This is a genomic window from Leisingera sp. (assembly GCF_034669605.1).
GTDB lineage: Bacteria > Pseudomonadota > Alphaproteobacteria > Rhodobacterales > Rhodobacteraceae > Leisingera.
Genome location: NZ_JAXMOX010000146.1, coordinates 1 through 12,101 on the forward strand (window position 1 = coordinate 1; position 12,101 = coordinate 12,101).

Genomic DNA, 12,101 nt, shown 5'->3' on the forward strand with positions numbered 1-12,101 from the left:
GATTTGCGGGTATTGCGCCACCGGCAGAACCATGACAGCCAGCACGCCAACCCCCATGAGCAGGATCGAGATGACCCACGCAAAGACCGGTCGATCGATGAAATATCGTGCCATTGTAAACCTTTATCTAAAGACGCGGCGCTGCGCGGCCTAGTCTTGCGCCACTTTGCCGGCGGCGTTCTGTTCTTCCGGAATAACCGTGGCGCCTGGGCCTGTCTTTTGCAGCCCGGCAACGATCAGCCGGTCGCCGGCCGCCAGGCCTTCGGAGACGATCCAGCGGCTGTCCTGGGTGCCGAGAACGGTCAGCACGCGGGCTTCGACCACATTGTCTTTGTTCACCACCAGCGCGGTTGGCTGGCCGCGCCGGTCGCGGCCGACACCCTGCTGCGGTGCCAGCACCACATCAGGGGCCAGGCCAACAGGGACATGCGCCTTCACATACATGCCGGGCAGCAGCAGCCCGTCCGGGTTGGGGAATTGCAGCCGCAGAACCGCCACGCCGGTTTGCGGATCCACCTGCGGCTCCGCGGCCAGCAAGGTGCCGCGGTGCTCAAAGGTCATCCCGTCCGCGAGAGTCAGCGTCACCGTCGGGTCCAGTTCCAGTCCGCGGTCGCCTTCGTCCTGCGCATCCCTGGCGCGGGTGTAACGCAGCACATCCGCGGTCGAGGCGGTTACATCGACGTACACCCTGTCGATCTGGCGGATGACCGCCATCGGATCAGCCTGCTGCGCCGTAACCAGCGCGCCTTGGGTGGTCAGCGCCCGTCCGACGCGGCCGGACAGCGGGGCCTCGACCACGGTGTGTTTCAGGTTGATCTCGGCGGCCTGCAGCTGCGCCTTGGCGACCAGCAGCCCGGCCCGGGCGGCGTCCCGCCCTGCTAGAGAATCGTCAATCGCCTGCTGGGCGGCCACACCGCGCTGAAACAATTCCGCGATGCGCTGTTCTTCCTTTTCGGCGGCGGTCAGGTTTGCCTTGGCCTGCGCGACGCTGGCACGGGCCTGCTGGACCTGCGCGTCATAGATCGCATCGTCGATCCGGTACAGCGGGTCGCCTTCTTTGACGGTGCCGCCCTCCAGGAACAGCCGTTCGACAATGATCCCGGACACCTGCGGGCGTACTTCGGCCACGCCAAGCGCCACCACCCGCCCCGGCAGTTCCGAGCTGAGCGTGACATCCTCTGCCTGCAAGGTGACGACGGTAACTGCCTGCGGCGGCGGCGCATCCTGCGCCTGTGCGGCAGTTGCGGATAATACCAGAAGGCTTGCAGCGGTTATCCCCTGCATCCCTTTTCTGATCCAATCCAAATTCATGTCTTTCTCCCGGGAATTAGTTCTAGCGGCTGCAGTTCGGTCAGCCAATTCCTGATCCGGCTGGACTGTAAGGCCCCGCGCAACGGTTCTGCAGACATCTGCATCCTTTGTTAAATTGTATGAAAATTTGCGGCACACTCACGGCTGATTTTCCGGTCCGTTCGATCCGGTCCGGCCGGCAGACTGGAAATGTTCAAATTCACATATTGCCGCAACGGATCAAAGCGCGGCGTCTCTCAGCGCGCTGTAGAACACGGCGCACTGCTGCGGTCTATGAAATAGTTCACAGTTGAACCGGTTTCTGCGCAGGTCTGCCCAGTGCCGGTGCTGTGGACAGTCCACCCCATGCCCGGGACACGTTGCAGCGTCTGGCGCCCGCCGCAAGACAATGCGGAACAGGCTTCGGGTTTACGGCCACTCAAATACTGGCAATGCTGACGTTCCACTTACATCCGCCGGTTCACAGGCCAGACTGCTTTCCGAAGGAGTGTAAATGGGGCGTCCTGCCTAGCTTTACGCCACCATAAATTTAGTTGCGCAAACAAGTTGACGAATCGGACACCCCGGCCTAAATCCGCTCTTGTGAGTTGTTTGCGCATGCATACATATGGAGGTTTACGTGTATTTACAGCGACTAACAGACTCTTTGAAGTCGATTGCCCAAACGGATCCGTCCCGCACGGCCCTTTCCTGGCCCGGCAATGAACTGAGCTACGGCGGCCTCTGGAGCATGGCGCAGGATTTGGCCTGGCAATTTCCTGAAAGCGTAACTGCCGGCAGCCTTGTGCTCGTCGAAAGCGGAAAGAACCCGCGCTTCGTGGCGCTAATGATCTCCCTTGGGTTGTGCAAGGCCACGCCGCTTGTGGTTCCGGGGCGGCTTGGTGATGAAGTCAGAGAAAAGCTGATCGTGCGTTCAGGAGCCAGCCACATTGCCAGCTTCACGGATGCGGGAAAGCTTCGTGTAGCGGAAACCGGGCAAGTCCCGAAGCTGCACGCCGATGAGCGTGTCCCGCTCTGCCTGACGACCTCGGGGTCTACCGGCGTTCCCAAAGTGGTGGTGCTCAGCAAAGCCGGAATATCCAACTTCATAGACTGGGCGCAGAGCTATTTTTCAATAAAGACTGGCACCAGGATCCTCAGCATCGCGCCGTTCAATTTCGACCTGAGCCTGCTGGAGCTCTGGGCCGGACTTGACGCGGGAGCTGAAGTTATCCTTGCCGATCCTGAGCGGTCAACGGAACCCGGATACCTTATGGATCTCTGCACTGAGGCCAAACCGGAGATTGTCCAGGCTGTCCCCCTGTTTCATGAGCGTCTCTGCTCTACGGAGCGGGAAGAGGCAGGGTTTTCGCCGCGCCATGTCATCGTGACAGGCGAAGCGGCGCCCCGCACCCTGCGCCAGCGGATGGCCGGACAGTTCCCATCCGCGGTCTTCCACAATATCTACGGCAGCACCGAAACCAACGACAGTTTCATCCTGTCATTGGGCGGCGAAGACTTCGCTGCGGCGGAAAAGCTGGGGATCGGCTGGCCGATCGCGGACACGTGCTTTTACATCACAGAAGACCCTGACGAGCCTGCAACCGGAGAGCTGTTCACCGCGACCCCGTTTGCGGCCAGCGGCTATTCTGACCCCGAACAAACGCTCAACGCCTTCCTGCCCCGGCTGGAGAACGAACGCCTGGTCACTTATTTCCGCACCGGCGACCGGGTGCAGCAGCAGCCGGACGGATCCCTGCTTCTGATTGGCCGCGCCGATTACGTGGTGAAGCTGCGCGGCGTACGCACCAATCTTCTCGATGTCGAAGACGTCATCCGCTTGCATGAGGCGGTGCGCAACGTGGCCACCCTGCCCTACCGCGACATTGTCAGCGGCCAGCAGCAACTGCTTGCCGTGGTGGAAACCTGCCCTGGCACCCCCGTATCCAACTTGGAGATGCGGGCCCATTGCGCCCTGCACCTCCCCAGGAGCGCACTGCCAAACCGCTACGTGCTGACGCAGGAGCCGCTGCCCAAGACCTCAACCGGCAAAATCAACCGCGGCGCTGTGCAGCGCCTCTATGCCCCCAAACCGGAGAAAAGCGCATGACCATGAAACAGACGATCAAATCCTTCATCTGCGAGGAATTGCTGGCCGATGACATCGCGGTCTCGGAACTTGAGGATGATTATGACCTGCTGCGCAACGGCGTGGTCGACAGCCTTTCGCTGGTCCGCCTCGTTGCCTGGACCGGTGAAGCCTACGGCGTCCCCATCAACGAGATTGAGATCGCGCCGGAGGATCTGGCCACGGTGGCAATGATCGAAGGCTTCATCGAACGCCACACCAGCGTTGCCGCCTGAGGCAGCGCCTGAATTTCCGACAACAGAAATTTCCACAAGGACTACTGCAATGTTTCTCCGTGATACTTCCAACATCGAAGCCGTCAATTGGGGCAATGGCACCAGCGTGCGGCTTCTGACCAAAGCCGACAATATGGGCTTTACGGTCTGCCACACCGTGGTCAACCGCGGCACCGAGTCAAAGCTGCAGTACCGCCGCCACCTGGAGGCCTGCTATTGCATCAAGGGCCAGGGCAAGGTGGTCAGCGCCGATGGCCAGACCGTCCTCGAAGTCCTGCCCGGCTCTCTGTATGTGCTGGACCAGCATGACGCCCATCATTTGATCGCCGATCCGGAAGAAGACCTGCATCTGGTCAGCGTGTTCAATCCGCCTCTCGACGGCACCGAGCACCACCAGCTCGATGCGGCCGGGTATTCGCAGTACTGAAGCGGGCAGGCACATCATGTTGGATATTGCATTTGACAAGGGGGACAGCCCCCTTGCAGCCACCATCGCCCAGGCTGGCCAGACCTGGAACAGCAGTGCGGAACCGCCCGCACCGGATTGCCCGCGGTGGAAGGCCATCAGCGACACCGGCCTGTTCCGCCTCGCCTGCGACCGCGGCAAACCCTTTGCGGAGCGTAACATCGGCATCATTCATGCGATGGAGCGTTTGGGCGAAGAATGCCGCGATGGCGGCTTCACTTTCGCGGTTGCAACGCATCTCGCCAGTACCCTGACAGCGCTCGACAGGTTCGCCAGCGAAGAGCTGCGCGACGAAGTGCTGCCGGAGCTGGCCGCCGGGCGACGGATCGGCGCCCATGCGATCAGCGAGGCAGAAGCCGGGTCTGACGCGCTCGCCATGACCACCGCAGCCCGCCGCGACGGACCGGACTACGTGCTTGACGGTGACAAGGCTTTTGTCACCAACGGACCAATCGCGGACGTCTTCGTGATCTATGCCAGGACCGCCGGCACTGGTGCCGGCGCGGTTTCCGCATTCCTGGTGGACCGGGGCACTCCCGGGCTGACTGTCGCCGCGGCCAAGCCGCTGGTGGGCTTGAAAACCTCCATGAACGGGCCGTTGCGGCTGCGGGACTGCCGGGTGCCTGCCAGCCGGCTGATCGGGCGCCAAGGCGCGGGCTTCATGGTGCTGAACCATGTGATGAAGCAGGAGATCCTCTACTCCTTCATGGCCAATGTCGGACAGATGAAGCACACGCTGGCGCGCTGCGTGCGCCATGTGCGCAAACGCCGCCAGTTCGGCCGCCCGATCAGCGACTTTCAGGCGGTTTCGCACCGTATCGCCAATATGAAGATGCGCTATGAGATTTCGCGGCAGTGCATCCTGACTGCGGCGGCCCGGCAGGCCCGGAACAAGGACGTGACCAGCGATGTGGCGATCGCCAAGATCTACGTCAGCGAGGCGCTGCTGGCCAATGCCATCGATGCGGTCCACCTGCACGGCGGGGTTGGCTACCTGGAGGAGACTGGCCTTGGTGCGGGGGTCGCGGATGCTCTGGCGGCGCCAATCTATTCCGGCACCAACGACATCCAGCGCGGCCGCATCGCTGCAATGATGGGAGTCGGATCATGAATGGCCTGGCCCCGGAGCAGCGCGCTGCCCTGACCGCCACGGAAGTGCTTGACATCCAGCACCCCGATGTGCGCGCAGCTTCGGAACGGGCGCTGGCGGATGGTGCAGAGGATGACACTGCCAAAGCGGTCGCCTTTTACTACGCCGTGCGGGACGGGATCTCCTACGAGGTCTTTGGCACCGGACTTTCGGATAATGATTTGAAGGCCAGTTCGATCCTCAAGGCGCGGCGCGGGTTCTGTCTGCACAAAGCGATCCTGTTTGCAGCGCTGTGCCGCTCGCAAGGCATCCCCTGCCGGATAGCAGCAGCCCGCGTGCGCAATCACATCTCCTCTCCGAACCTGACCAAGCTGGTGGGCGGCGATGTGTTTCTGCACTGGTTCAACCAGGTCTGGCTTCAGGGGAGGTGGGTCAAGGCGGCGCCGGTGTTCAACCAGCTTCTGTGCCGGATCTACCGCATTCCGCCGCTGGAGTTTGACGGGACCGGCGATGCCTTTGTCCAAGGTCATATGGACGGCCAGGAGATGCAGTATCTTGACAGCCCGGTGCGGTTCGAAGCGCCAACGGCAGAACAGCTGGTACAGCATGTTGGCAGGCACCACCCCTTGATGGTGCCTGACAGCCTGCGCGTGCCCCGTGAACGCGAGATAGCGGCGCTTTAGCGCCGCCCTCAGCCCTTTCTCACTTAGGACTCCGAACCCGTGAAACAAATCCATGTCTATTCAGATTTTGTCTGTCCCTACTGCCTGCTGGCGGAGCCGCTGATTCGCGAGGCCGCCGCAGCAGAAGCCGCAGAGATCATCTGGCATCCGTTTGAACTGCGTCCCGATCCGGTCCCAACCCTGCGCCCGGAAGATCCCTATCTGCCTGAGATTTGGCAGCGCTCGGTTTACCCGCTTGCGCGGCGGCTGGGTCAGGAAATTACTCTGCCCACGATTTCACCGCAGCCGCGCAGCGCCCTCGCTTTTGAAGGTTTCGCCTTCGCCAGCGACCATGACCGCGGCCATGAATACACGCTTGCGGTTTTTAACGCCTTTTTTGTGCAGGATCGCGACATCGGCGATATCGAGGTTCTGGTCGCGCTGGCCGAAGCGGTGGGGCTGGATGGCGACGTGCTGCGTCAGGCGCTGCAGGACGGGCGTTATCGCACCCGCCACGCCGAAGCCCTGCGCGAAGCCGAAGCGCAACAGATCAAGGCGGTGCCCACCATCGTGATCGGTACTGCCCGCATCGAAGGGATGCCCACGGCCGAGGGCCTGCGCAGCGCCCTCCAATCCCTTGCTGCGGAGGAACAGGTATGAGCCGGAGCATTCTCGCACCCGAGCGCGCCGAACGGCTGATGCAAGATGTTGTCGCATTGTCGGAAGCCCGAGTGGCAGAAGGCGGCGTACCTTTTTCGGCCCAGGTGGTTACCCCGGATGGCCGGGTACTGGGTTCTGGTGTCAACACGGTTCTGGAAGATCATGACCCCACCGCCCACGCGGAGGTCTGCGCTATCCGCAATGCCTGCGCCCGGCACGGCCGCACCAACCTTGCGGGCACCGTGCTGCTGGCTTCCGGCGAACCTTGCGCGCTGTGCTACATGGCGGCGTTGTTCGCAGGCGTGTCCGAAGTCCTCTATGCTGTCAGCGCCAGCGAGGCGGCCCAGTACGGCTACGGCTATGGCTCGTCCTACCGGCTGCTGTCCGGCTTCCCCGAGCATTTCCCCCTGCCGACCCATCATCTGGCGGTGTCCGGTGCCCTCACCCCTTTTGAAAACCAATCCCCTCAGTTCAGGAGAGTTGAAAAATGACGATTCAAGACAAGATTTTCCGCCCCGACGGATGGTCGGCCACCGCGCGTCTCGGGCTGGTGGTTCCGCATGCTGACGTTGGCCCCGAGGCCGAATGTGCCGCACTTGGCGGCACGCAGGTCTCTGTCCACGGCGCACGTATCGGCTTCAGCGCGATGCGCGCTGGTGGTGAAATGGACCCAAAGATTCCACATGACCCGGTAGAGAGCTTCACCAAGCCCCCCTACATCGATGACATCGCCGCCTCTCTTTGTGACTCGCCGCTCACGGCCCTGGGGCTGGCGTTTACGAGTTCCGCTTACAAGCACGGCCCGGAGGGTGAGCGTGCTTTGGTGGAGCGTCTGCGCCCCCGTCTCAGAGGAATCCCGGTGGTCACCACTTGTCTTGCCGCCGAATCTGCCCTGCGCAGTCTTGGTGTCAAACGGCTGGCTATCGTTAACCCGGCCTGGTTTGACGAACACCTTGATACTCTCGGCGCGCGCTACTTCGAGGCTGCGGGCTTTGACGTGGTTCACCACGCGCCCTGCGGCCTGAAAAGCGGTCAGAAGTATGTGTCCCCTCCCGCGCTTTATGACTGGATCAAGACAACGGTGGCCCCTGCCGGCGCTGACGCTGTTTTTGTGGGAGGCAATGGCCAGCGGGCTATCGGCGTCATTGATGCCGTCGAAAGCCAGCTGGGCATCAAAATGCTGACCGCAAACCAGGTTCTGTTTTGGGGCGCTCTGCAAGCAGCCGGTGTTCAGCCCTCCATTGAAGGGTATGGGGCGCTTTTTTCCAAGAATGTAACGTCAATGTGACTTCCAAGTCTGGCAAGTGGCGCGCAGAGACCATATCTTTGCTTGCAAAAGCAAACGTGTATCGCGCACCACATGCAGGACAAAGGAGCCATGCAATGAAACTAGATGTTTGGGATCAGGTAACGGCCTTGTTCTACGGGATCGAAAACCAGCTCACGGAAGAGCTGCGCAGATCCAGCGACCTTGGTCTCAGCGAGTTCCGGACCCTCAAACATCTGTCAGAACAGCCCGACCTGGAGCTGCGCATGCAGGAACTGGCGGAAACCCTTATGCTGACCCAGAGCTCGACCACGCGTGTGGTCGAGCGGCTGGAGAAAAGGGGGTTTGTTTTCCGCGACAGCTGCCCCAGCGACAAACGGGGCAAGTACTGCGTCCTGAATGAGCACGGCAAGAAATACATCGAGGAGGTCGCCCCGGTGTTCCAAGACTGCCTGGAACGCGTGCTGAAGAAGACCTTTGAACAAGAGGAAGCCCGCGCGTCCGCCCGCGCTCTTTGCGTCCTGACAGAAGCCTGAAGATACTTCGGCGGAGGGCTGCCTCAGCCGGCGCTCTACCTAAAAAGACTTTCCAGCAAAATATGTGCATGCACAAATAAGTTTATTGACAGGCACGGGCGCCCTTCATTATGTTGCATGTGCAAGTAAATAAGCGGCCCTCCACACCTGCAGTAGGGCCACCCAAACACCCGCGTCCCGCACGAACGGGCTCAACTTGAAAGGAACGGAAATGCAGTGGATTTATCTTTTGATCGCAGTTGTTTTTGAGATCATCGTGGCCATCGCCGCCGGAAAATCGGAAGGCTTCAAAAACGGCAAATGGACCGCGATCACGCTTGTCAGCGGTGTGATTGCAACGATTTTCCTCAGCCTCGCCCTGCTGACCTTTGACGTCGGTGTCGGCTACTCCATGTGGACTGCGCTTGCCGGGGTCGGGATCGTGGCGCTTGGCGCGGTTTTCTTCAACCAGCGCCTGAGCCTCTCCAAAGGCATCGGCATCCTGATCGTCATCGGCGGTGTTGTCGGCCTGCGGATGAGCGGCGCCGCGTGAACCAATCCGCCTTCCAATTCCCTGAACAGACACAAAGGAATACATCATGACTGACACACGTACTTCTGCGTTTCCAGCGGCGGAGACAGGTAACAAGGGCGCCTGGGGCGCTCTGCTGCTGGCGGGGGCCTTCGAGGTCGGCTACGCCTTGAGCGTAGGCGGCAGCCAGGCCTTCACCGTCCTGACCTGGTCCGCGTCGGCTATCGTGTTCTTCTTGCTGACCCTCTATTTCCTCAGCGTTGCACTTAAATCCATCGATGTGGGTATCGGCTACGCCGTCTGGGCCGGGATCGGCTCGATCGGCGCGGCGGTTCTGGGTGCCGTGCTGCTGGACCAGCCCCTGACCCTCGCGCAATCGTTCTGGCTGGCGGTCATTATCGCCGGGGTAGTCTGGCTGAAACTGGCAGACAGCCCCAAGCTCAAGTAGACCGGAAAACAGCGGTCCCGCTGTCCAGCCGCGATTGTTGTGCCCGCGTTCCACGAGGAGCGCGGGCTCTTTCAGCTAGATACTCAACGTGATTGTCGAAGGAGGAGTTTGGGCAACCGGCAAGCTTGACTATTGCGCACACCAACACCTTCAAACCACGTTGATTAAAAAAACGAACCTCAATCCGATTGTGAGGCCCGGCCCAAGCCGCCCCTATTGAGTGCAAGAAGGGCAACACAATCATCTAATGCTTGTATTTTTGGGAAGATTGAGGTCGTTAAGATTTGCATCATTAACACCGGCGGCACTATCAGCTGCGTCGGCGACCCGCTCGCGCCGATGTCGGCTGCCGATTTCGCTGCAGCGTCACAAAGCATTCGCGACCCGGTCCTGGCTGAGCAGTTCCCGGACACCACTTTGGTTTACGAGACTGATCTGGTTTTTCCGGAAAGCACGACAGGAACTTTGGACAGCACCAACTTACAGACAAGCGACTGGTGCCTGATGGCAGGCTATTTTCTCGACCATTGCGCGGATTACGATGGGTTCGTCATTCTGCACGGCACCGACTCGATGGATTTCACCGGCTCCGCCCTGCCGTTTCTGCTGAATGTCTTCGACGCCCAGGGGGTCGGAACCGCCCTGCTGTCCAAACCGGTGATCATCACCGGTTCGCAAGTGCCGATGTTTGCCGAGACCATGCCAGGGGACACTTCGGACCTGACGCTCAACTTCAACACAGATGCGTTTCGGAATTACTGCGGTGCGGTGGCCTGCGCGCGGCTCGGCATTTCCGAAGTCGGGGACTATTTCGACAGCTGCCTTTACCGCGGCGACCGGGTGCTGAAAGTGAATGCCAGCGAGTTCGTGGCGTTCAATTCACCCAATTACCCGCCGCTGGCGCAATACGGCATCCGGCTGACGCAATATCCGGACCGGATGCTGCCGGATCCGGTCAGCACCAGTGTCAGCCTGGACAACGCCACCGCCTTGGCCGCTGCGCAGGCCCAGCTGCGTGCCATTTCTGATGCCATCGATGATTTCCCGGTGATGCAGTTCAACGCCTTTCCAGCCGCCTACAGCACAACCAGCGGCACCGCCATCATCGCCAACCTGATCACTGCAGCAGTGGGCACGGGCCTGAAGGGCCTGGTGCTGGAATCCTATGGCGAAGGCAACTTCCCCTCCGGCAATCCGGACAACGTCTCAGAAGGCGCGGTTTATGCCGCTCTGAAAGCCGCCAATGATGCCGGTATCGTGATTGCCGACAGCACACAGGTGATTGCCGGAACCGTGAATGACTCGGCCTATGCCTCGGGGGCGTGGCTGCCCGATGTGGGGGCGCTCAGCGCCTCGGACATGACGCCGATGGCAGCCTTTACCAAGACAATGATCCTGCAAGCCGCCGCGGCCGGCAACAGCTGGACGGCTGATCAGGTCAAGGACCTTATCCAGCTTAACCTGTTCGGGGAGGTCCAGAATGTCAGCCGTCTGGACAGCCGCAGCAACAGCCGGCTGCTGGCAGGCCAGTCGATCATGGCGCTGGATGGCAGCGCGACCCTCAGCAACGACCCGGCCTCCGGCCCGGTCCTGAGCGCCAGCGACGGGACATTCCTGTGGGCCCCCTTCGGAAGCCAGGCCGCAGGCCATCCCGGCAGCCTGTTCATGCAGAATGACGGCAATCTGGTACTGCCCAGTGCCGACAACGAACCCATCTGGGCCACTGACACCGGTGTCAGCGGCGGTGCCTCTTCCGTGCTGATGTTCTCCGGCTCCTATGGCAGCGGCGACCTCGCGCTCAGCGTCTACAACTATTCAGGCCAGACGCTGTCCGCCACGCTCTATTCGTAAAACTGATCTAATAACACGGGAGAATATCATGACGCCTGCATTCAAATTCAGCGGCCGCATGGCCGAAGGTGATCTGCGCCACTCCATCAGGGAGGAGGCGCCTGACGGAGCGCTGATTGCCCCGAATTACGTCGAGACCGCCTGGGGCAACGTGCCGAAATATGCCGCCAGCGTCCGTGATACCAACACCGGCTATGACCCGGCGGGCGATTGCCAAGGGTCCTTCATGTCGGCGAAGTACCAGCCCAACAACAACTGCTATGCCTATGGCTGCAATATCCCTTCGAACTCCTTCCCCCAGCCCGGCCGCGCCAGCGGTGCACCGGCGCTTTCGCAAAATTTCACCGCCGAGCATGTGCGCGACAATGCCGTCAATGACGGGCTGATCTATGTCGGCACCACGCTTGCCGATATCGAACAACATACGTCCACCTCAGGCTCGGGCGGGCACTACGTTGCCCTGATGTTTTCGCCGCCGGAAAATGCCATCGGCGGCGATCCAGAGGCCAATTGGCCAGGGGACTACCACTGGGCCCGGTGCGACAGCCTGTCGCCGATGTCCTGGTTTCAAAAGGATGGCGGCGACCAGGTGACGAATTTCGACTTTGCCGGCAACCCGATCACTGATCCGGCAAGCGCCAATTGGCGGGTCAACCAGGGGCCGATCAAGACCAACGGCACCGGCAAGGACTTCAATGCATACGCCGTGACCTATGGCTTTTTCTGCTACATGTACGTGCCCGATGGATCTGTGAACATCATCTGAACCCTCCAGGAAGTTCAGCGAAAGACACATCCATGTGTATCATTGGAACCGTTTTTGACGGCCAGACCATCCATACCTTCAAGCAATGCGACCTGATCCCGGTCACCGAATTCAACGAGCCGCAGACCAGGGCCGGCAGCAATGGCGTTGTCAGTTATACCGCCCTGACCCGGGGGGACGGCAGCGGGCG

15 protein-coding genes are annotated in these 12,101 nt (G+C 60.9%); 13 read left to right on the top strand and 2 right to left on the bottom strand.

Annotation, left to right across the window (positions count from 1 at the left end; genetic code table 11):
• The coding region (locus tag VOI29_RS24685) for an efflux RND transporter permease subunit (protein ID WP_416361553.1) at positions 1-114 on the bottom strand (114 nt) is incomplete at its 3' end.
• 36 nt (positions 115-150) lie between these two features.
• Positions 151-1,311 carry an efflux RND transporter periplasmic adaptor subunit gene (locus tag VOI29_RS16860; RefSeq protein WP_323781186.1) on the bottom strand — a complete coding sequence of 387 codons (1,161 nt, stop codon included), beginning with the start codon at positions 1,309-1,311 and terminating at the stop codon, positions 151-153.
• Between the two features lie 607 nt (positions 1,312-1,918).
• On the opposite strand from VOI29_RS16860, the gene VOI29_RS16865 reads away from it, so the two are divergent.
• The 13 genes from VOI29_RS16865 to VOI29_RS16925 all read left to right on the top strand — a co-directional run bounded on the left by VOI29_RS16865 (position 1,919) and on the right by VOI29_RS16925 (position 11,911).
• On the top strand, positions 1,919-3,400 hold the full coding sequence (locus VOI29_RS16865) for an AMP-binding protein (RefSeq protein ID WP_416361552.1): 1,482 nt from the start codon (positions 1,919-1,921) through the stop codon (positions 3,398-3,400).
• The gene (locus VOI29_RS16870; protein WP_323781191.1) at positions 3,397-3,654 is read left to right on the top strand and encodes an acyl carrier protein; all 258 of its coding nucleotides are present in this window, start codon (positions 3,397-3,399) and stop codon (positions 3,652-3,654) included. Before VOI29_RS16865 ends, VOI29_RS16870 begins: the two co-directional genes overlap by 4 nt.
• A 49-nt stretch (positions 3,655-3,703) precedes the next feature.
• The gene (locus VOI29_RS16875) at positions 3,704-4,081 is read left to right on the top strand and encodes an ectoine synthase (protein ID WP_323781194.1); all 378 of its coding nucleotides are present in this window, start codon (positions 3,704-3,706) and stop codon (positions 4,079-4,081) included.
• Between the two features lie 16 nt (positions 4,082-4,097).
• Positions 4,098-5,231, top strand: a complete 1,134-nt coding sequence (locus VOI29_RS16880; protein ID WP_323781197.1) for an acyl-CoA dehydrogenase — start codon at positions 4,098-4,100, stop codon at positions 5,229-5,231.
• Positions 5,228-5,893, top strand: a complete 666-nt coding sequence (locus VOI29_RS16885) for a transglutaminase-like domain-containing protein (protein ID WP_323781200.1) — start codon at positions 5,228-5,230, stop codon at positions 5,891-5,893. The genes VOI29_RS16880 and VOI29_RS16885 overlap by 4 nt, the downstream gene beginning before the upstream one ends.
• A gap of 39 nt (positions 5,894-5,932) precedes the next feature.
• Positions 5,933-6,532, top strand: a complete 600-nt coding sequence (locus VOI29_RS16890) for a DsbA family oxidoreductase (RefSeq protein WP_323781203.1) — start codon at positions 5,933-5,935, stop codon at positions 6,530-6,532.
• Positions 6,529-7,023, top strand: coding sequence for a nucleoside deaminase (locus tag VOI29_RS16895; RefSeq protein WP_323781205.1), 495 nt, complete (start codon positions 6,529-6,531; stop codon positions 7,021-7,023). Before VOI29_RS16890 ends, VOI29_RS16895 begins: the two co-directional genes overlap by 4 nt.
• Complete coding sequence (locus VOI29_RS16900; RefSeq protein ID WP_323781207.1) at positions 7,020-7,820, top strand: hypothetical protein; 801 nt, start codon at positions 7,020-7,022, stop codon at positions 7,818-7,820. The genes VOI29_RS16895 and VOI29_RS16900 overlap by 4 nt, the downstream gene beginning before the upstream one ends.
• Before the next feature lie 95 nt (positions 7,821-7,915).
• Positions 7,916-8,335 carry a MarR family winged helix-turn-helix transcriptional regulator gene (locus tag VOI29_RS16905; protein WP_323781210.1) on the top strand — a complete coding sequence of 140 codons (420 nt, stop codon included), beginning with the start codon at positions 7,916-7,918 and terminating at the stop codon, positions 8,333-8,335.
• A gap of 211 nt (positions 8,336-8,546) precedes the next feature.
• Positions 8,547-8,867: a DMT family transporter gene (locus tag VOI29_RS16910; RefSeq protein ID WP_323781212.1), complete on the top strand. Its 321-nt coding sequence runs from the start codon at positions 8,547-8,549 to the stop codon at positions 8,865-8,867.
• Between the two features lie 46 nt (positions 8,868-8,913).
• Entirely contained in the window at positions 8,914-9,294 is a 381-nt protein-coding gene (locus tag VOI29_RS16915; RefSeq protein WP_323781216.1) for a multidrug efflux SMR transporter, read from the top strand.
• 216 nt (positions 9,295-9,510) lie between these two features.
• Complete coding sequence (locus VOI29_RS16920) at positions 9,511-11,145, top strand: asparaginase domain-containing protein (protein WP_323781219.1); 1,635 nt, start codon at positions 9,511-9,513, stop codon at positions 11,143-11,145.
• A 28-nt stretch (positions 11,146-11,173) separates the two neighbouring features.
• On the top strand, positions 11,174-11,911 hold the full coding sequence (locus VOI29_RS16925; protein ID WP_323781222.1) for a hypothetical protein: 738 nt from the start codon (positions 11,174-11,176) through the stop codon (positions 11,909-11,911).
• Positions 11,912-12,101 lie beyond the last annotated feature (190 nt).